The organism is Pelomonas sp. KK5 (assembly GCF_001984095.1).
GTDB lineage: Bacteria > Pseudomonadota > Gammaproteobacteria > Burkholderiales > Burkholderiaceae_C > KK5.
This window is the reverse complement of the sequence record NZ_LYVQ01000058.1, coordinates 1-18,650: the sequence shown is the minus strand read 5'-3', so window position 1 is coordinate 18,650 and position 18,650 is coordinate 1. Positions and strand designations below refer to the sequence as shown.

General features: G+C 71.7%; 22 protein-coding genes and 1 riboswitch. Of the genes, 5 read left to right on the top strand and 17 right to left on the bottom strand.

The window, feature by feature from the left end; all coding sequences use genetic code 11:
• Position 1: 1 nt before the first annotated feature.
• The 3 genes from B0W88_RS11475 to B0W88_RS11465 are packed head-to-tail and all read left to right on the top strand — an operon-like array spanning position 2 to position 2,489.
• Complete coding sequence (locus B0W88_RS11475) at positions 2–871, top strand: ATP-grasp domain-containing protein (RefSeq protein WP_077034806.1); 870 nt, start codon at positions 2–4, stop codon at positions 869–871.
• Entirely contained in the window at positions 865–1,908 is a 1,044-nt protein-coding gene (locus B0W88_RS11470) for a hydantoinase/oxoprolinase family protein (RefSeq protein ID WP_077034791.1), read from the top strand. Before B0W88_RS11475 ends, B0W88_RS11470 begins: the two co-directional genes overlap by 7 nt.
• On the top strand, positions 1,908–2,489 hold the full coding sequence (locus tag B0W88_RS11465) for an aspartate kinase (RefSeq protein WP_077034790.1): 582 nt from the start codon (positions 1,908–1,910) through the stop codon (positions 2,487–2,489). Before B0W88_RS11470 ends, B0W88_RS11465 begins: the two co-directional genes overlap by 1 nt.
• Here B0W88_RS11465 and B0W88_RS11460 read toward each other — a convergent pair.
• The 9 genes from B0W88_RS11460 to B0W88_RS11420 form a co-directional block, all read right to left on the bottom strand.
• The gene (locus B0W88_RS11460; protein WP_077034789.1) at positions 2,486–3,289 is read right to left on the bottom strand and encodes an anti-sigma factor; all 804 of its coding nucleotides are present in this window, start codon (positions 3,287–3,289) and stop codon (positions 2,486–2,488) included. The genes B0W88_RS11465 and B0W88_RS11460 overlap by 4 nt on opposite strands.
• Complete coding sequence (locus B0W88_RS11455) at positions 3,286–3,789, bottom strand: RNA polymerase sigma factor (protein WP_077034788.1); 504 nt, start codon at positions 3,787–3,789, stop codon at positions 3,286–3,288. The genes B0W88_RS11460 and B0W88_RS11455 overlap by 4 nt, the downstream gene beginning before the upstream one ends.
• A gap of 12 nt (positions 3,790–3,801) precedes the next feature.
• A complete protein-coding gene (locus tag B0W88_RS11450; RefSeq protein ID WP_077034787.1) occupies positions 3,802–4,173 on the bottom strand; it encodes a hypothetical protein in 372 nt (123 codons plus the stop codon).
• 80 nt (positions 4,174–4,253) lie between these two features.
• Positions 4,254–4,829 (bottom strand): TMEM165/GDT1 family protein, encoded by a 576-nt coding sequence (locus tag B0W88_RS11445; protein WP_077034786.1) that lies wholly within the window; start codon positions 4,827–4,829, stop codon positions 4,254–4,256.
• Between the two features lie 8 nt (positions 4,830–4,837).
• Positions 4,838–5,021: riboswitch (yybP-ykoY riboswitch) on the bottom strand.
• On the bottom strand, positions 5,001–5,720 hold the full coding sequence (locus B0W88_RS11440) for a (5-formylfuran-3-yl)methyl phosphate synthase (RefSeq protein WP_077034785.1): 720 nt from the start codon (positions 5,718–5,720) through the stop codon (positions 5,001–5,003). (Overlaps the previous riboswitch by 21 nt.)
• Positions 5,717–6,292: a DUF447 domain-containing protein gene (locus B0W88_RS11435; protein WP_077034784.1), complete on the bottom strand. Its 576-nt coding sequence runs from the start codon at positions 6,290–6,292 to the stop codon at positions 5,717–5,719. Before B0W88_RS11435 ends, B0W88_RS11440 begins: the two co-directional genes overlap by 4 nt.
• Positions 6,289–7,644 carry a DUF6513 domain-containing protein gene (locus B0W88_RS11430; RefSeq protein WP_077034783.1) on the bottom strand — a complete coding sequence of 452 codons (1,356 nt, stop codon included), beginning with the start codon at positions 7,642–7,644 and terminating at the stop codon, positions 6,289–6,291. Before B0W88_RS11430 ends, B0W88_RS11435 begins: the two co-directional genes overlap by 4 nt.
• A complete protein-coding gene (locus tag B0W88_RS11425) occupies positions 7,641–8,231 on the bottom strand; it encodes a flavoprotein (RefSeq protein WP_077034805.1) in 591 nt (196 codons plus the stop codon). The genes B0W88_RS11430 and B0W88_RS11425 overlap by 4 nt, the downstream gene beginning before the upstream one ends.
• Entirely contained in the window at positions 8,221–10,227 is a 2,007-nt protein-coding gene (locus tag B0W88_RS11420; protein ID WP_077034782.1) for a sigma-54-dependent Fis family transcriptional regulator, read from the bottom strand. The genes B0W88_RS11425 and B0W88_RS11420 overlap by 11 nt, the downstream gene beginning before the upstream one ends.
• A 195-nt stretch (positions 10,228–10,422) precedes the next feature.
• On the opposite strand from B0W88_RS11420, the gene B0W88_RS11415 reads away from it, so the two are divergent.
• The gene (locus B0W88_RS11415) at positions 10,423–10,902 is read left to right on the top strand and encodes a dihydroneopterin aldolase (protein WP_077034781.1); all 480 of its coding nucleotides are present in this window, start codon (positions 10,423–10,425) and stop codon (positions 10,900–10,902) included.
• A gap of 56 nt (positions 10,903–10,958) precedes the next feature.
• Here B0W88_RS11415 and fae read toward each other — a convergent pair whose 3' ends face one another.
• The 8 genes from fae to B0W88_RS11375 all read right to left on the bottom strand — a co-directional run bounded on the left by fae (position 10,959) and on the right by B0W88_RS11375 (position 17,721).
• A complete protein-coding gene (fae, locus tag B0W88_RS11410; RefSeq protein WP_077034780.1) occupies positions 10,959–11,468 on the bottom strand; it encodes a formaldehyde-activating enzyme in 510 nt (169 codons plus the stop codon).
• Positions 11,469–11,537: 69 nt separating this feature from the next.
• The gene (locus tag B0W88_RS11405; RefSeq protein WP_077034779.1) at positions 11,538–12,362 is read right to left on the bottom strand and encodes a triphosphoribosyl-dephospho-CoA synthase; all 825 of its coding nucleotides are present in this window, start codon (positions 12,360–12,362) and stop codon (positions 11,538–11,540) included.
• The gene (locus B0W88_RS11400; RefSeq protein ID WP_144006724.1) at positions 12,359–13,273 is read right to left on the bottom strand and encodes a RimK family alpha-L-glutamate ligase; all 915 of its coding nucleotides are present in this window, start codon (positions 13,271–13,273) and stop codon (positions 12,359–12,361) included. Before B0W88_RS11400 ends, B0W88_RS11405 begins: the two co-directional genes overlap by 4 nt.
• 6 nt (positions 13,274–13,279) lie before the next feature.
• The gene (gene mch / locus B0W88_RS11395; protein WP_077034777.1) at positions 13,280–14,272 is read right to left on the bottom strand and encodes a methenyltetrahydromethanopterin cyclohydrolase; all 993 of its coding nucleotides are present in this window, start codon (positions 14,270–14,272) and stop codon (positions 13,280–13,282) included.
• The gene (locus tag B0W88_RS11390; RefSeq protein WP_077034776.1) at positions 14,265–15,317 is read right to left on the bottom strand and encodes an ATP-grasp domain-containing protein; all 1,053 of its coding nucleotides are present in this window, start codon (positions 15,315–15,317) and stop codon (positions 14,265–14,267) included. Before B0W88_RS11390 ends, mch begins: the two co-directional genes overlap by 8 nt.
• Entirely contained in the window at positions 15,314–16,222 is a 909-nt protein-coding gene (locus B0W88_RS11385; protein ID WP_077034804.1) for an NAD(P)-dependent methylenetetrahydromethanopterin dehydrogenase, read from the bottom strand. The genes B0W88_RS11390 and B0W88_RS11385 overlap by 4 nt, the downstream gene beginning before the upstream one ends.
• Positions 16,223–16,252: 30 nt before the next feature.
• The gene (locus B0W88_RS11380) at positions 16,253–17,257 is read right to left on the bottom strand and encodes a beta-ribofuranosylaminobenzene 5'-phosphate synthase family protein (RefSeq protein WP_077034775.1); all 1,005 of its coding nucleotides are present in this window, start codon (positions 17,255–17,257) and stop codon (positions 16,253–16,255) included.
• Positions 17,258–17,334: 77 nt separating this feature from the next.
• Positions 17,335–17,721, bottom strand: coding sequence for a 4a-hydroxytetrahydrobiopterin dehydratase (locus B0W88_RS11375; protein ID WP_077034774.1), 387 nt, complete (start codon positions 17,719–17,721; stop codon positions 17,335–17,337).
• 174 nt (positions 17,722–17,895) lie between these two features.
• Between B0W88_RS11375 and B0W88_RS11370 the strand changes: the two genes are divergently transcribed.
• Positions 17,896–18,650: NAD(P)/FAD-dependent oxidoreductase (locus B0W88_RS11370; RefSeq protein WP_198937820.1), on the top strand; the 755-nt coding region annotated here is incomplete at its 3' end.

The window sequence follows — 18,650 nt, the reverse complement described above, 5'->3', positions numbered from 1 at the left end:
GATGAATGACAAGAGAAGGCGGGTATTCGTCTACGAGTATGTCAGCGGCGGCGGCGCGATGCCGGATGCCGCTACCGCAGCCGAGCTGCTGCCGCTGGGCCTGGCGATGCGCGATGCGATGGCAGCGGACCTGCGGCTGCTGCCGGACTGCGAGACGACCGTGGCCGGCGCCGACGGCCTGATGCCGGACCCCGGCGAGGCGGCCTTCGATTTCGTCGCCCGCCAGGCCGCCCTGCACGACCTGGCCTGGATCGTCGCACCCGAGAGCGGTGGCCTGCTGGCCGAAATGGCGCGGATGGTCGGCCCCGAGCGCTGGATCGGCTGCACGGCCGAGGCGATCGAGCTGTGCACCAGCAAGCGGGCGACGCTGCAGGCACTCTCGCGCCATGGCGTGGCGACGCCGCTGGACTTCGCCGCCGGCGCCCGCCAGTGGGTGCTGAAGCCGGACGACGGCGCCGGCTGCGTGGACACGCGCCGGGTCGATGCCCCGCAGCAGTTGCCCGGCATGTGCTGCGAGCCCTGGGTGGACGGGCAGGCCTTCAGCGTCTCCCTGCTCTGCGGGCCGGCGGGCGTCGAGGTGCTGGCCCTGAACCGGCAGGACATCGGCATCGACGCCGAGGGGCGGCTGTCCTTCGACGGCGTGGCGCCGAACGCCCAGCCGCTCGATGCCGCGACGGCCCGCCTGGCGCGCCAGGTCGGCGCGGCGATTCCCGGCCTGCGCGGCTTCGTCGGCATCGACCTCGTACGGCATCCGGAGCACGGGCCGGTGCTGATCGAGGTCAATCCGCGGGTGACCGTCGCCTATGCCGGCATGTCGCGTGCGCTGGGACGCAACCTGGCCGGCGAGATCCTGGGGGAACAGCGATGCTGATCGGCTGGGACATCGGCGGGGCACACCTGAAGGCGAGCCTGCTCCGCGACGGCGGCACGCTGGACGTGGCGCAATGGGCCTGCCCGCTGTGGCAGGGCCTGTCCCATCTGGAGCAGGGCCTGCAGGCGGCGCGCGAACGCTGGCCGATGGACGGCCGGACACGGCATGCGGTGACGATGACCGGCGAGATGGTCGACCTGTTCGAGCACCGCGAGGCCGGCGTGGCGGCCATCGCCGCGCTGCTGGCCGAGCGCCTGCCCGGTACGCTGCACTTCTTCGGCGGCGATGCCGGCTGGTGCGGGCCGCAGCAGGCGGCCTCGCGCTGGCAGGCGATCGCCTCGGCCAACTGGCTGGCCACCGCGATGGACGCCGCCGCCGAGCTGGACGGCGAGGGCCTGCTGGTGGACATCGGCAGCACGACGACCGACCTGATCGCCTTCCGCGCCGGCGCCGTGCTGACCCGCGCGCGCAGCGATGTCCAGCGCCTGGCCAGCGGCGAGCTGGTCTACCAGGGCGTCGTACGCACGCCGCTGTGCGCGCTGGGGCCGCGCGTCGCCTGGCGCGGCGAGCGGCTCAATGTGATGAACGAATGGTTCGCCACCACCGCCGACGTCTACCGGCTGACCGGCGAGCTCGATCCGGCGCATGACCTCTACCCCGCCGCCGACAACGCCACGAAGGACCGCGCCGCCACCTGCAAACGCCTGGCGCGGATGATCGGCCTGGACGCGCGCGAGGCCGGCGAGGCCGAATGGCTGGCCTTTGCGCGCGCCTGGCGGGCCGCGCAGCTGGCGGAGATCGCCGGGCAGCTGAAGCGCGTCGTCGCGCTGCACGGGCTGGGCGGCGGCGCGGTGGCCGTGGGCGCCGGCTGCGGCGACTTCCTGCTCGACGAGCTGGCCGCGGCCGGCGGCCTGGCGCGCAGCCTCGGCTACGGCCGCGACCTGGCGCGCGCCGCCACGCTGCCGGTGGCTGGCTGGGCGCAGGTCTGCGCACCGAGCGTGGCCGTCGCGCGCCTGCTCGAACGGGAATTGCGCTGATGTGGATCGTCAAGCTCGGCGGCAGCCTCGCCTCGGACCCGCTCCTGCCCCAGTGGCTGGAACTGCTGGCCCAGCTAGGCGGCGGCCGCGTGACGGTGGTCTGCGGGGGCGGCGCCTTTGCCGACGAGGTGCGGCGCAGCCAGGCGCAGTGGCAGTTCGACGACCTGGCGGCCCACAACATGGCGGTGCTCGCCATGGCCCAGCTGGCCTACCAGCTGCGCGCGATGAACCCGGCGCTGCAACTGGCCGGCAGCAAGGGCGATATCCACCGCGTGCTCCACAAGGGCCAGACGGCGCTGTGGCTGCCGCTGGAACTGCAGCGCGAGGAAGCCGACGAGATCACCAGCTGGGACTGCAGCTCCGACACCCTGGCCCTGCACCTCGCGCGCCAGCTCAACGCGGAGCGCCTGGTCCTCGTCAAGTCCTGCGCGATCCCCTTGCAGGCCGGCCTGGCCCAGCTGGGCGAGCAGGGCATCATCGACCGGCGCTTCGCCGCCGCGGCCGAGGGCGCGGCCTTCCCGATCTCGCTGCTGCACAAGGAGGAGCTGGAGGCGATGCGGGGCTTGCTGTTCGGGGTCTAGGAGCCGATCTGCTTGTAGACCTCGCTCGACACACGCGCCAGCTCGGCGCGATCGACCTCGCCGGACAAGGCATAGCCGAAGGCGCCATCGACCCAGTAGAAGACGTTGACCTTGCCCTCGCGGACAAAGCGGAAGGCCGTCGGCTGCGAGGCCGCGGGCTGGGCGCCGGCCTCGCGGGTTACATAGAGCGTCAGCCGGCCGCCGGCCTCGTCCCGATACATGAACTGCGCCACGGGCCCTTCGGCGCCGGGCAGCAGCCGGCCGCCTTCCAGCGCATAGCCGTGCGCCTGCAGATGCGGGGGCTTCATCGGCGCGCCCAGGCGGCGGCTCAGCCAGGTGACCAGCTGGTCCTCATGCGCCGCATCGACCTCGACCGGCCGGCGCAGCTCAGGCGTGTAGACCGCATGGGCGATGGCAGCGCGGCGGGCCAGGCCGTCGTCGATGGCCAACAGCGGCGCCGCCTGTTGCTGCCGCCCGTGCAGCGCCCAGCCGGCCCAGCCACCACCGGCGGCCACGCTCAGCAACACCGCCGCCGCAGCGGCAAACCGGGCCGGCGCCCACGGCCGGCGCGCTGCGCGCCGCAGGCGCTCCGGCAGCGGCTCGTCGATCACCGGATCGAACAGCGCGCGCAATTGCCGCTTCTGCGCGCGGTACTCGTCCAGGCGCTGCGCATCCTCGGGATGGCCGATCAACCAGTCGTCCAGCTCGCGGGCGCGCTGCGGGTCGAGCTGGCCATCGACGCGCGCATGCAGCTCGCTGTCGGAGAAGGCCGGCGGCTGCCTGTTGTCGTTCCTCGTCATTGCCTGACCACCTTCAGATGCACCGGGCCCGCGCGGCCCGCCATCAGCGAGCGCAGGCGCTCGCGCCCGCGCGACAACCGCGACATCACGGTGCCGACCGGGATGCCCAGCGCCTGCGCCACCTCGGCATAGCTCATGTCCTCCAGCGCCACCATCAGCAGCACCTCCTTCTGCTCCGCCGGCAGCAGCTCCAGCGCGGCGGCCAGGTCGCGCAGCACCAGGCGATCGACCGCCGGCGCCGCAGGCTCGTCCTCGGCCAGTTCCTGCATGCCCGGGCGGGCGCGGCGCAGGCCGTCGACATGGAGGTTGTGCATGATGCCGAACAGCCAGGCCCGCATGTCCAGCACGCCGGGCCACAGCGCCGCGCGGGTCCAGGCCCGCTCCAGCGTGTCCTGGACCAGGTCGTCCGCATCACTGGGATTGCCGGCCAGCGCGCGCGCATAGCGGCGCAGGCGCGGCACCCAGTTCAGCAGCTGTCGCGGCGGGGCCTCGTCGCTCATCGGTTCATTCTGTCAAGGCGCCGGGATCACATGCCACACGTCGCGGAACTTGTCGCCGGTGCGGTCGCCGGCCTTCTGGTCCGACTTGTAGAAGTAGACCGGCTTGCCCTTGTACGCCCACTGTCGCGATCCGTCATCGCGGGTGACCACGCTGTAGTCGCCGGCCGGCTGGTCCGCGGCCGCTGCCATCAGCGGCGGCCACAGCGCGGCGCAGGGCCCGTTGCAGGCGCTCTTGCCGCTGCCGGCGCTGTCCTTGTCGAAGGTGTAGAGCGTCATGCCGTTCGGGCCGACGAGGACGCCGCCGGCGGCCTTGGCCGGCATGTTGGGCGGGGTGCTGGCGCAAGCGCTCAGCAGCACGGCGAGGACAAGGTAAATGCGCTTCATCGGAACTCCTCCAGGGGTTGTGCAGGAGCAGACGTTGCCGGCGCGCGGCTTATTCCATCGCCGCGCAACTATTTTTCTTCTCAGCCGAACAGCTTGTCGACCTTCAGCAGCGTCAGCACGCCCATCAGCGCGAAGATGCCGGCGGCGATCGAATGGACCAGCTTCATCGGGATCTTCTCGGCGAACTTGTTGCCGACGAAGACCGCCGGCACGTCGGCGATCAGCATGCCCAGCGTCGTGCCGGCCACCACCATCAGCGGCGCGCCGTAGCTGGCCGCCAGCGCGATCGTGGCGACCTGCGTCTTGTCGCCCATCTCGGCCAGGAAGAAGGTCACCAGCGTGGCGCCGAACACGCCCAGCTTGCCGGCGATGCGGGTCTCGTCCTCCTCGATCTTGTCGGGGATCAGCGTCCAGGCGGCGATGGCCAGGAAGGAGCCGCCGAGCACCCAGCGCATCACCTCGGGGCTCAGCGTCGCGGTGATCCAGGCGCCGAGCGCGCCGGCCAGGCCGTGGTTGACCAGCGTCGCGGCCAGGATGCCGGCAATGATCGGGACGGGTTTCTTGAAGCGGGCCGCCAGCACGAAGGCGAGCAGTTGGGTCTTGTCGCCGATTTCGGCCAGGGCGACGACGCCGGTGGAGATGAGCAGGGCTTCCATGTTCCAGAGATGCAATGGCCGGACAGACGTGCGATGACCACCGCCGCCTCCCCGGCCAGATCCGGAGGCGTGGTGGTCAAAGGTCTTGTCAGGAATCCGGAAGGAACTGCGGGCGCCATGGCCGGTGTGGCCAAGTATGTTGACGCCAGCCCCCGCGATGTTGCGAGGCGACTACTCCCCAATGACGGCGCGCAGTCTACCAGCCTCCGGCGCCAGCGCCTCGGCCAGCCCCCGGACGCGCTCGGGCATCAGAGCCCCGGTGCGGTCGTCCGCGCAGACGGCGCTGCGGAAGCCGGCGAAGTCGGGCGCCAGCGCGCGCAGCCGCGGGAGGTCGGCCTGGCGCAGCGCGCCGGCCAGGCCCGCCAGTGCGCCTGCCGCCTGCACGCGTGCGACGAAACCGCGCAGTTGCGGCTCGGGGCAGCGCGCGAACAGGCTGCCGGCGCGCTTGTCCGCGGTGTCCAGCATCAGGCCGGGAAAGGCGCCGCAGGCCTGCTCGACCAAGGCCTCGTCCAGCCCGCGGTCAACGATGAAGACCGGCACGATCGGGACATCGCAGCGGGCCAGCCGGGCCAGCACCGCCGCGCCGCCCTCTCGCTCGATGCCGACCTTCACGTAGTCCACGCCGAGCCCCGCCGTCGCCTCGACAAGCGCGACGATGGCCTCGACATCGGCCATCGGCAGGTCGCCCACCGTGGCGCTGATCGGCAGGCGGCTGCCGCTCTCGCGCAGGCGCCTCACCACAGCCGCGATCCGTTCGCGCGGCAGCGCACCCAGCGCCCCGGCGCGCGGCTCCTTGAGATCGATGAAATCGGCACCGGCACCGGCCGCCAGCAAGGCCTCGGCCTCGTCGCGCACGCTGACGAGCAGCCGGGTCGTCCTCGCACGACTCATGGCGACGACTTCCGGCGGTGCAGCTCCACCGCGTCCTGCAGCCAGCCCCAGGCCTCGTGCTCCTCGGGGCCGGCGGTCTTGTCGACGGCGGTCTGCAGATAGCGCATCTCGGCCTCGATCTTCTCCAGCGGCAGCATGTGCAGCCGGCTCACCAGCACCGCGCCTTCGATCACCGCGGACTGCGCGCGGTTGAAGCCGGCGAAGGCGCTGTGGCTCTGCTCGTGCACGGTCTCCATCGTCAGCACCGGCCGCTGCGGATCGTCCTGCTGGTCGAGCAGGCGCAGCTCCAGATGGCTCAGCGCCGCCTGCAGCCGGTGACCGAAGATGCGGTCGGCCGGCAGCAGCGGCCAGCGCCGCCGGCCCGTGACGGAGCCGGCGATGATGCGCGTGTCCACCACCCGGTTCAGCACTGCGGCGCCGGTGGCGAGCACGTTGTCCAGCGTGCGCGAGGGCTTGAAGGGCAGCAGCAAGACCTGACCCCCGGGCTTGTAGCGGATGCCCATCGGCGCGATGTGCGGCTCGCCGCTGGCGGAGACCGTCGTGATGACGACTTCGAAGATCTGGTCATTCATGAGTGGCGGCCCGTCGGGACAGTCTGATCGTCGACCGCGCAGCCCCAGTCCAGCGGCTGGTCCTGCACGTAGCGCTTGCCGAGCTGCCAGGCGATCTCGGCGCGCGCCAGCTCCACACCCATGTAGAAGGCATGGGCGGCGTCCTGCTCCAGGCCCAGCTGCGGCCACAGCTTGAACGGGTCGCTGTCCAGCCGCATGCCGTCGCGGTTGTACACATGCAGGCCCCGCGGCGAGACCTGCACGCGGAAGTTCGGGTCGCGCACGCCGGCGGCGATGGCCGCGATCTCCTCGGGCGTGTCCGGGAACGGGGCCTTGGCATGCACGGTCATCAGCGCGTCCGACAGGCCCTTGGGCAGGCTGCCCTGGCTGGCCGCCGCATGCATGATGCGGCGCGACCAGTCGGCCTCGCGGATGGCGCGGCGCGCGTGCGGGCTGACCTGGGTGCAGAGCACGGCGCCGATCTCCAGCTCGGCGACGATGCCGAACAGCAGCGCGTTGATGCCGCTGGTGTCGGCCTCGGTCAGCTCGGTCAGATTGCCCACGCCCATCAATATCGGCGCCTTCGGATGGCGCTCGCGCAGCCGCTGGTAGCGCACGATCGAGGCGGTGAAGCCAAAGGGGATGGGCTCCAGGATCGGGTCGGCGAGGAAGGGCAGGCCCCAGGCCTGCATGCGCTCGATCGCCGCGTCGAGCGAGCCCTCATCGCCGGGCGTGCGCGGGATCAGCACCGGCACGGAGGCCACCTCGCGGGCGATCCACAGGCTGTCCAGCTGCAGGCTCAGCAGGTAGTCGGCGCCGGCGCGGCCGCCGCGCAGCAGCTCTTCCGCCTCCAGCGAATCGACGCTGACGCGATGGCCGGCCGCCTTCAGGGCGCGCACCGCGGCTTCCAGCTGCGGCCAGGGCGTGGCGGGCAGGCAGCCGAGGTCGATGACGTCGGCGCCGTCGGCCACCAGCGCGGCCGCGCGCTGCAGCAGGGTCTCGATATCCAGCCGCGGGGCGTCGACTATCTCGGCAAAGATCAGCGTCGCGTGCCGGCTCAGGTCGACCGGTCGGGCGGCGCGGTCGAAGAAGCGCGGCAGGTCCTTCAGTTCCTCCGGGCCGCGCTGCACCGGGATGCCGTAGTGGCTGCTCAGCGCATCGAGATCGCCCCGGCAGCGGCCGGGCACCAGGATGCGGTCGGCCTCGACCGGCGCGGCCAAGCGGCGCTGGATCATGTCCGCCGTCATCAGGCCGGCCACCTGCAGGCCGAGGTCGCGCACCTCCCAGCTGAAGCTCTGCGGCGCGATGCCTTCGAGCACGCGGTTCAGCGCGGGCTGGGCGAGATGGCCGGTCAGGAAGACGATGTGTTTCATTGCAGGGCGAGTGCCTTCAGGCGCGCATCGAGCGCGGCCTCCAATTCCATCGGAGAGCACACCACCTGGCAATGATCGATCTGGCGAAGGCGTTCCACGTTTTCAAGCTCGATCTTTCGCGGCCGCAGCGTGACCCAGTCGTGCGGGGACTTGGTGACCACGACCGGTTCCGTGTCGCATGCAAAGACGATGCCGGGGATGCCGAGCTTGCCGGCCTGGGCGAACATGTTCGTCGGCAGCGAGTCGCTGAAGCCGAAGGCGCACTTGGCCACCGTGTTGCTGGTGGCCGGCGCCAGCACCACCGTGTGATAGACCTCGTCGTAGAGCATGCCCACCGGCACGCCGCTGGCGGTCTTGTCGCGCACGATGCGCGGAAAGCGCTCGCGCAGCTGCTCCAGCGGCATCCGGTAGATCGCCAGCACCTCCTCGCCGGCGGCGCTGAGGAACAGGTCCAGGTCGGGCAGGCGGGCCGCGATCTCCAGCGACTCGTCGAGGAAATGCCCCGAGCCGGTCACGCACCAGGCGAAGCGCGAGCGCTTCGGGGCGCCGCTCGTGTCGAGCGGCGTTTCCTCGTCCTCATTCCGGATGGGAGATTTCAATGTGGAGCTTGTGCAGTTTGCGGTACAGCGTGTTGCGGCTGACTTCGAGCGCCTTGGCCACGTTGCTGACGTTCCAGCGGTATTGCTCCAGCATCTGCAGCAGCACCTGGCGCTCGTTGGCCTGGATCAGGTTGAGCTTGGGCGCCTCGGCGGCCTCGCTCTCCGCGGCGGCGACGGGCTCGTTGGGCAGCGCGAGCGGCGCATCGCCGCCTTCGGCCAGCAGCGAAGGCAGGTTCTCGCGCACGATCATGCGGCCGTCGGCCAGCGCGGCCGCGGTGCGCAGCACGTGGCGCAGCTGGCGGATGTTGCCGGGCCACGGATAGCTGAGCAGCATGCGTTCGGCCTCGGGGCTCAGCGTCGCGCCGTTGCCGGCCTCGGCTTCCAGCACGCCGCGGATCAGGTCGCGCTTGTCGGTGCGCTCGCGCAGCGCCGGCAGCGCCAGCTCGATGCCGGCGAGGCGGTAGTACAGGTCCTCGCGGAAGCGGCCTTCCCGCACCCGCTCGGGCAGCTTCTGGTGGCTGGCGCTGATCAGCTGGAAGTCGACCGCATGGGTCTCCTCGGTGCCCAGCGGCGTGACCTGGCGTTCGTCGAGCACGCGCAGCAGCCGGGCCTGCAGGTCCAGCGGCATGTCGGCGATCTCATCGAGGAACAGCGTGCCGCCGTCGGCCTGCAGGATCTTGCCGCGGCGGCCGGTGCGCTGCGCGCCGGTGAAGGCGCCGGCGCGGTAGCCGAACAGCTCGGACTCGATCAGCGTCTCGGGCAGGCTGGCGCAGTTGATCGCGACGAAGGCGCCGGCCGCATGGGGCGAGCCCTCGTGCACGGCGCGGGCGAACACCTCCTTGCCGCTGCCGGTCTCGCCGGACAGCAGCACCGGCGTCTGCCGCGCGATCACGCGGCGCGCGGTGGCCAGGTGGGCGGTGAGGCGCGCATCCTTGAAGGTGGGCTCGGCGGCGGCGCGCAGCGCGGCCAGGCGGGTCGGTGAACGCAGCGCCGGCGCGGCCGTCACGCCGCTCACCGGCGCCGGCACGCGGGCCGGCTGCGCCGCATCGCTGGCCGGCCGCCGCGCCACGGCGAAGTAGCGCAGCGCCGCATTGGCGCGGAAGGTCACGACCGGATGGAAGGAGGACTGGGTGCTCCGCTGCAGCATGTCCTCCAGCGAGGACTGGAACAGCTCGTCCACCCGGCGCGAGCGGATCTCGTCCATCGTCTGCAGGCCCAGCTGGAACAACGCGCTGCGGTTGGCCGCGAGGATGCTGCCATCGTCGCCGACGGCCAGCTTGCCCTCGTGCAGCGTGTAGACGAACTCGGGCCGGCTGTGGAAGTGCAGCGGGTAGGCGTTGGCGAAGCGGCGGTCGATCAGGCGGTTCTCGATCATCCGCGCGGTCATCCCGAGCAGCACCAGCAGGTGCTGTTGCATCATGCTGCTGCGGCTCGACACGTCGAGCACCGCGGTGATGTTGCCGCTCGGATCGAACACCGGCACGGCCGAGCAGGTCAGGCCGGTGAACTGGGTGAAGAAGTGGTCCTCGCGGCGCACCGAGATCGGCGCCGCCGCGGCCAGGCAGGTACCCATGCCGTTGGTGCCCGCATCGGTCTCGCTCCACTTGCCGCCGGCGCGCAGGCCCAGCGGGCCCATCTCGGCGGCGAACTCGGTGGAGCTGACCATGTGGACGATGACGCCGTCGGTGTCGGTCAGCACGACGGCGGACTCGGAATCGCCCAGCTGCTGGTACAGCGAGGTCATCTCGTAGCGGGCGCAGTCGATCACGTCGGCATGGCGGGCGCGGCGCTCCTCCAGGTCGTGGCGGCTGACGATGGCCGGTTCGTTCAGCTTGTCCGGGTGCAGCCGGTACTCGTTGAGGCAGCGGCTCCAGGAGCGCGCGACGATATCGCCAGCCTCCCCGTGCAAGCCGCTGCGAACGACGTCCAGCACGTGGTCGGCGTGCCTGGGACGCCCGTCGCCGTGACGCAGCGCAAGTGTCATTCCTGTCTCCTGATTGGATCGAATTGTTCTTGTGCCCGCTGTTCGCCGTCCTGGCTGCGGTGTGGGCCGATTCTGGTACGAATGCGCAAGCTTTGCACGGGGGGAGAACGCTCGGTTACACCGCCTGGCGCCCTTGAAGCCGTTTGGGCCTGTTTATTGCAGCTGGGGCGCAACGCCCTTCCTCCCTATCCATCGATGAACGCTGCCCTCGCTCCCACCGCCACCGCCGAGCCGCAAGGCCTCGATGTCATCTTCATCGAGGGCCTGCGCGCCGACACCATCATCGGCATCTACGACAGCGAGCTGCATGCGCCGCAGCCGCTGGTGATCGACGTGCAGGCCGGCGTGCCGCACGCCCGCGCCTGCGACACCGACCGCATCGGCGACACCATCGACTACGGCCGCGTCCGCGAGCGCCTGCTGCGCCTGCTGGCCGAGCACCGGCTGCAGCTGCTGGAGGCGCTGGCCGAGACGATCGCCAGCGAGATCCTGATCGGCGAGTTCGGCGCCCGCTGGGTGCGCGTCAAGGTGGTCAAGCCGCGCAAGTTCGACGATGTGCAGGCGGTCGGCGTGATGATCGAGCGCTGGGCGCCGGCCTCTTCGCATCAGCAGCATCAGCATTCCGCCACCGTGCTGCAGCTGCTCGGCTCCGGCATGTGCCCGGGCGAGCGCTGAGCAGCGCGGCGACGAAAAGGGCCGGCTCGCGGCCGGCCCCTGCTGCGTGATTGGTCTCAGGCCGCGGCGAACGGGTGCGGCGACGAGCCCTTCTTCGCCACCACCTCGGCCGCCGTCGGCGAGCCGGCCACCGCGCGCTTGATCGACTCCTTGGTGGCGCGGTAGTTGTAGTCCTGGATCTTGGCGTCGTCCTCGGCCAGCCAGTGGATGAACACGCCGACGCAGATGAACAGGTTGTCGGCTTCGTCGGACGGGATCGTGCCGTCCTCCACGCAGTCGGCCACCGCCATCGCCACGGCGCGCTGCGCCGGGCCGAACATCTGCACCGCCTGCTTGGCGCCCTTGATCGTCACCTTGTTGAACATCACGGTGGCGGGCTTGGTCAGCAGGTTCGGCGCGACCACCGCCAGCAGCGAAGTGAAGCCGTCCTTGTTGTTGGTCAGCGCGTTCGCGAACGCCGACTCGACCGGGCTGCCGCGAGGCCCGATGAGCAGGTCGATGTGGGCGACTTCGTTGCCCTCGCCGACCAGCGATTCACCCACCATCATGCGATCGATCTTTGCCATGATTGTTCCGTCTCCTGTGTGTTTGCTTCGGGAATTCAGGACACTGGCAGCAGCAGCCAGCGCATCGGCTCAGTTATCACGATCCGTGCCACCCCGCGGCAGCGCCGACAGGATCAGCACCGCCACCGTCAGATCGGCGCTGGTGCCGGGGTTGATGCCCCGGGACTTCAGCGCTTCGTCCCAGGCCGCGAAGGCCGGGGACGCATCCAGCGCCTCGCCGGCGGCCGCGCGCTCGCGCCAGCGCTGCGCCGCGGCCATGACAGTCTGTGCGACCGCCGTCCCGTGTTTTCGCACAATGTGTGAATCGAGGTCGCTGGCCAGCAGCCCAAGGTAAAGGCGCTGGACATCGGCGGCGTCGGGCGACGCCTCGGGCGGCAGGCGCATCGCCAGCAGCTCGGCATAGCCGTCCCGGTACTGGCGGGCGATGCGGTCCCGCTCGGCCGCCAGCACCATGGCCGCGCGCAGGTCGATGCTGGGCGGGGCCGCGTTGACGTCCTGCTCGGCGGCATCGCCGAGGCCGCCCGGATGGGCCAGCGCGATACCGCGATAGGCGGCGCGGGCGTCGTCGACGTCGAGCGCCGCCAGCACCGCTTCCAGGGCGGGTGCCGACGCTTCGCCAGATCGCTCCATGGCCATCGCGATCGGCGCGGCCAGCAGCAGGATGCCGAGGTTGGTGTTGCAGCCGGCCGCCGCGCGCGTGGCCCGCACCGCGCCCTCGATGCGCTCGCCCACGCGGGCGCCCGCCTGGCACAACGGGCCCGCGGCGGCGGCGGCGCTGTCCAGGAACTGCTGCGCCTGCATGCCATGCCCCGGCGAATGGAGGCTGACGTTGCCGGGCTTGCGCACCGCCACGTCGAGCGCGCAGGCCTGCAGGAAGGCCTGCTTCATGTTCATGCCGAACGCCGCCGCGCGGCTGCAGCCATCCTGCGATCCAGCAGGTCGTCCACCAGCGCCTGCGCGATGTTGAAGCCGGTCACCCGCTGCAGGCCCTGCCAGGCGGCCACGCCGTTGACTTCCAGCACCTGCACGCTGCCGGCGGCCGCCGGCATCAGGTCCACACCGGCATAGTCCATGTCCAGTGCCGCGGCGGCGGCCTCGGCGATGCGGGCCAGGGCCGGCGTCAGCGGCGCGGCCCGGCAGCGGGCGCCCTGGGCGACGTTGTGGATCCAGTGGCTGCTGATGCGCTGCATCGCCGCGCGCGCCTGCCCGCCGATCACCAGCACGCGCCAGTCGAAGCCGGGCTCCGCCAGCGGCGGCACGAAGCGCTGCAGATAGGCCAGGCCATTGCAGGCCGCCGCCAGGTCCGGCAGCGGCGCGCCCGGCGCGATGCGCTGCAGGCCCTTGCCCTGCGAGCCGAACAGCGGCTTGAGCACCAGCTCGAAGCCGGCCGCGCCCTCGCGCATTGCGATGCGCTGCGCCTGCGCCTGCGACTCGGTGGCCCAGGTCGGCGGCGTGGCGATGCCGGCCGCATGCAGCAGCAGGCTGGTCATCGACTTGTCCACGCTGCGCTCGATCACGCGCGCGTCGTTGTAGACCGGCACGCCCAGCTCGCGCAGCGCATGCAGCACGCCCAGGCGCTTGGTCACCTGCTCGAAGCTGCCGCTGGCGATGCCGCGCACCAGCGCCGCATCGGGCAGCATCTTGCCGCCGAAGCCGGGGATGACGAGGCCGTGCCAGGCGGCGGTCGTGTCCACATGGCAGTCGGCCAGGTCGATGCAGCGGCCCTGGGCGCCGCGCGTGCGCAGGGCCGCCTGCAGCTGGCGGGTGTGCCAGCCGGTCTCGTCGGTGAAGATGGCGATCTTCATCATTCATCAGGCCTCGTCCAGCCACAGCGAGCGCAGCAGCGGCATCTCGAGCTTGCCGGCATGCCAGGTCCGCCCGCTGTCCAGATGGCTCACCCAGACCTCGGCCGGCGCGAACAGCGCGCCGTCGATCTTGTAGAAGTCGTAGCCGGCGGCCTTGAAGATGTCGGCGAAGGAGCGGCCGTGGTCCGGCGAGTTGCCCGAGGGCAGGCGCTGCGCCAGCGCGCGGGCCGCCGCCTCGTCGCCGCGCACCGTCAGCTGCACGCGGCCGCCGTAGAGGATCGCGTCGTTGGTGCGGCCCATCGCGATACCGGCGTCGGGGCTGGGCGCCGGCAGCGGCGCGGTGGCCACGCCCTCGACGATGTCGGCCAGCGGGAAGCCCAGCGTGTGCGCCTTGTGCAGCGCGGTCTCCAGCACGCGGGCGACGATCTGCGTGGTGCCGGCGAGGCTGGTGGTCGGCGTGAGGATCAGCGTCAGGCCTTCGGGCGCCAAGCCGCAGTCGCGCAGCAGCTTGTCAATGATCACCGGCGGCGGGAAGCGGTCCACCTCCATCACCAGGACGCCGCTGTCGCCGCGGTCTCTATAGCCCAGTTCGCCGAACAGCTCCTCCTTCGCCGCCAGCGCCCGCGCCGGCCCGGAGCCGAGCGAGAAGAACTTGCGGCCGCCGGTCTCCTCCTTGCTGGCGGCCAGGCTCCAGCCGGCGTACTGGCTGGCCAGGCAGGCCAGCACCGGCCGCGAGCTGCGCACCTCGACCCAGCTGGGCCAGCCGCTCTCGGCGCCGGCCGCATGCAGGCCCACCTCGCCCAGGCCGCCCATGCAGATCTCGGCGATCAGCAGTCCTGCTTCGACGCTGCCGCGGGCCTCGATGCCGGCATCGACGATGCAGACGCCACTGGCGTCGCTGCGCACGGCCAGGCCCAGCCGCGGCGCCTCGCCGATCAGTTGCTCGACGAGCGGCTGTGCGCCGGCATTGACGCTCAGCGAAACGGATTCTTCAGGCATGACAACTCTCCAGCGAATCAAGCAGGGCATCGCGCGCGCCGGCCAGGCGATGACGGACGAGCGCGGCGCTCGCGCCCTCGGCCGAAACGCTGCAGACCGGTTCGCCGGCGGCGAAGCGGCTGCCGGGCTGCGGCAGGTCGTGGACCCGATCTCCGGCCAGATCGCCGACCGTCACCGCCTGCCGGGCAAAGACGATCTCCAGCCCGCGCACGCGATCGGGCGCGGGCGCCGGCGGCAGTTCGCCATCCAGGCAGGCGCGCAGGTGCCAGCGCAGCGCGCCGGGGTACAGCGCCAGGCTGGCCGGTGGCCGCGCATTGACTTCAAGGACCGTGCAGGTCGATTCGGACGTGCGGATGAAGTCCAGGCTGCACAGGCCGCGCAGCCGGAAGGCCGCCGCCAGCGACTGCACGATGCCGTCGATTTCTGCCCTTGGCACCGGCGGCAACGGCACCGGACCGACGATGCCCAGGAAGCCGAAAGGCCGTGACAGCTGTTCGTTGAAGCCGAGGACGCGCGCCGCGCTGCCGTTGGCGACGAAGGTGGCGGACATCGGCAGGCCTGCCTCGATGCGCTGCTGGAAGTAGTGCCGTGGACTCGGCGCAGTCTCGCCGGCCTCGGCCACGCGGATGTGCCAGCCGCCGCAGCCGCCGCCGTCCTTCAGCAGCCAGCCGGGCCGGGGCTCGCGTGACCAGGGCGGATGCGGGATGCCGAGGCGATCCAGCGTGGCGAAGAAGACCTGCGCATCGCGCAGCTTCGCGACCTCGCCGGGCGCCGTGCCCAGCAGCGGCAGCAGCGCCGCGCCCTCGGCCAGCAGCTCGGGCTCGGCCTCGAATCCGCTGCCGGCGATCCAGCCGATCGCCCCGCCTTCGCCCAGCGCGGCCAGCAGATGCTCGCGGTCCAGCGGCCGCCAGGCCGCCACCCGCCGCGTGTCCAGGTCGCCGAACTGGTCCAGCGCCAGCGCCTCATAGCCTTCGCGCACCGCCGCCTCGGCCAGCAGCCGCGCGGACACGCTGGCGACGATCAGGCGGGGCCTGCTGCCGCTCATCCGGCCGAGCGCTCGGCCAGGTAGGCACGGGCCGTGGCGAAGGCCTCGGCAAAGCCCAGCGACAGCGCCTTCTCCGACTCGCGCATCTGCACCAGCAGGCGATGCTGGGTCTGGTACTTGACGTTGCCGATGGCCAGCGCGCCGATGCCCAGCGCCTGCGAGCCGGCGATCGGCTTGCCGTCGTCCATCACGCCGACGCCGGCCACGCCCTCTGGCGCCACCGCGTTCACGTCGGCGGCCACGCGCAGCCGCGGCGCGAAGGGCAGATCCTCGGCCGCGATGACCTGCACGCCGGCCGCCGCGCAGGCGAGGATCACATCGGCCTCGGCCAGCGAGGCCCGCACCAGCTCGCGGTTCTTGCCCGAGACGCCGTGCAGCGTGACGCCGAAGCGCTCGGCGGTTTCGTGGGCCGCCTCCTCCGCCGTGTCCACGCCGCTGCGGCTGGACAGGCTCACCTGCGCCCCGGCCTGGGCCGCCAGCACGCCGGCGATGCGGCCCACCGGCCCGAGGCCGCCCATCACCAGCACCTTCAGGCCCGTGAGTCCACTGCCCTGTTTCTGCAGTGCCGATTCCACGCAGGCCACCATCGCCGCGGCGGTCGTGTAGGCGCCGCTGGGGTCGGCCATGCGCGAGACGACGAAGGGCTTGAACATCGCGTCGCCGGCGGCCTTCAGCATGTCGGCCGCCAGCAGCGCGTCGCGGCCGCCGATGAACAGCCCCGTGCGGGTCACGCCCTTGGGGCCGCGCGAGAAGATCGCGTCCTGCGTCAGCGCGGTGATGTTCCTCAGGTCCACCTCGCAGTAGGGCGCCAGCACCTGGTAGCCGGCGTCGGCGGCCATGTTGACGTCGAAGGGGCTCATCTGGCGGCCCGGGGTGAACATGTGGAGGATGTAGGGACGGTCCATGGTCATTGGGGGATCGGGAAAGAAGATTCTTCAGGCGGCCGAGGCCAGGCGAGTGGAGTCGGCGATGCGGGCGCCGCGGTTGAGGCCGCGCACGACGCGCACGCTCAGGCCCGGCGGCAGCCGGCCGGCCAGGCCCTGGGCCAGCGCCTCGGCCAGGCCCGGGGTCGGCACGATGGCAAAGCCGGTCGGGCCCCAGGAGCTCTGGCCGATGGCCGCATCGGCCTCGCCCAGCCACTGCATCGCCTGCTCGACGGCAGGGCTGGTGTACGCGCTGCCGCCCTGGGCCGGCGCGAAGTGATCGCCCAGCAGCTGCTGGATGCGGTTGACGCCGGCGGCGAAGGCCTCGAACTCGCCGCTGGCCGCGCCGGGCAGCACCCGCATCAGCACCTGGTGGCAGATGTCGGCCGAGAGGCTCTCCGGGAAGGGCGGCAGCGCGGCGATGGCCGCCTTCTCCTGCGCGCCGGAGAGGCCGCGCACCCGCGCGTCCTGCACCACCAGCACGCGCCAGGCTTCCGGGAAGGCGATGCGCGAGAGCAGCGGCGCGGGCCGCCCGTCGGCGCCCGGGCCGCCGTCGACCAGCAGGCCGCCCTGGTCGAAACCGGCGATGCCGATGCCCGAGCGCAGCCCCCGCGCCAGCCAGTGCGCCAGCGTCAGGCTGGACAGCTCCAGCCTGTGGAAGCGCGCGAAGGCATGGCCCAGCGCCAGCGCCAGCTGCGTGCCCGAGCCGAAGCCGGCATGGGGCGGCAGGACCCGTTTCAACTCGATGCGCAGCGGCGCCAGGCAGCCGGTGTGCTCGCGCAGCTGCGCCAGGTAGCGGGCGGCGCGCGGCAGCTCGGACTCGGCGGTGGCGTCGGCCGCGAGCCACTCGTCCTCGGACGGCGCCGCGGCCAGCTCGATCTCGGTCTCGATGCCGTCGATCACCAGCCCGAGGCTGCCGAAGCGCCGCCCCAGCGTGCCGGCTGGATCGAGAAAACCCAGGTGCAGCCGGGCCGGGGCGTGCAGGCTGATCAGGCGGTGCTGTTGCTGTGTCCTCATGCCCGGTTCAAAGCAAGGCGCGTTCCGGCCGCCGGGCGACGCGTCTGTCACGCGGCAGGGACAGAGTGTTCAGTCAGTCAGTCGTATTTCAGGTACTTGAAACGCGGGTCGTCCGGCGTGCCTTCCAGCGGCGAGCCCTCGCCGGGCCGCCAGGCGACGACCTCCTCGATCTTCGCGGCCAGCGCGAAGTCCTTGTCGGTGATGCCCTTGGCCGCGTGGTTCATCAGCTTCACGGTGACGAAGGCATAGGACACGTTCAGGTCCGGATGGTGCCAGGCGGCCTCGGCCAGGTGGCCCACCGTGTTGACGACCATCAGCGTGGCCTTCCAGCCGGTGGTCTTGTACTTGCGGCGGATCCAGCCGTCCTCGAAGTACCAGTGCGGCAGCTCGTCCTTCAGCCGCGCCTCGACCTCCTCGGCCGTGTAGACCTCGTCGGCCGACGTCTTCCTGCGCCATTGCGTCATGTCCGTCTCCTCGGTGAGACGCCATTCTTCTGCTGCTCGCCCGCGCAAGCAAGGGACGCCCCGGTACGCGATCCGGGCCCGGCCGGATGCACAGCCCTGCCCGGCTCAGGGCCGAGGCATCCGCGCGAAGGCGCCTGCCGTATTGGCAGGCACCACATCCCACGGAGACTTCCCATGTCGCAAGGACAACAACATGCCCTCGTGATCGGCGCCAGCCTGGCCGGCCTGCTCGCCGCCCGCGTGCTGAGCCAGCACTACGCCCGGGTCACCCTGCTGGAACGCGATGCGCTGGACGAGCTGCCGCCCGAGGCCCCGCGCAAGGGCGTGCCCCAGGGCCGCCATGCGCACGGCCTGCTGGCCCAGGGGCGGGTGGTGCTGGAGCGCTACTTCCCGGGCCTGACCGAGGCCGTCGTGGCCCGCGGCGGCCTGGTCGGCGACGTGATGAACGAGGTCAACTGGTACGGCCACGGCACGCAACTGGCGCAGCGCCCGAGCCCGCTGGTCGGCCTGCTGACGAACCGGCCGCTGCTGGAGGCCTGCGTGCGCGAGCGCCTGCTCGCCAGGCCCGGCATCGAGCTGATGCAGGGCAGCGCGGCGGAGCGGCTGCTGTTCGAGGATGGACGCGTGACCGGCTTGGCCTGCCGCGATCCGCAAGGCATCGAGCAGGTGCTGAAGGCGGACCTCGTCGTGGACTGCAGCGGCCGCGGCTCGCATGGCCCGCAATGGCTGCAGGCGCTGGGCTGGCCGCGGGTGCAGGAGGAGCGGGTGGAGGTCGGCATCGGCTACACGACCCGGTTGTACCGGCGCCGCCCGGGCGATCTTGCCGGCAAGCTGGCCGTGGTCGTGGCCGGCGATGCGCCGAACTGGCGCAACGGGGCGATGCTGTACCACGGGCCGGAGCGCTGGATCGTCAGCGTCGGCGGCTACTT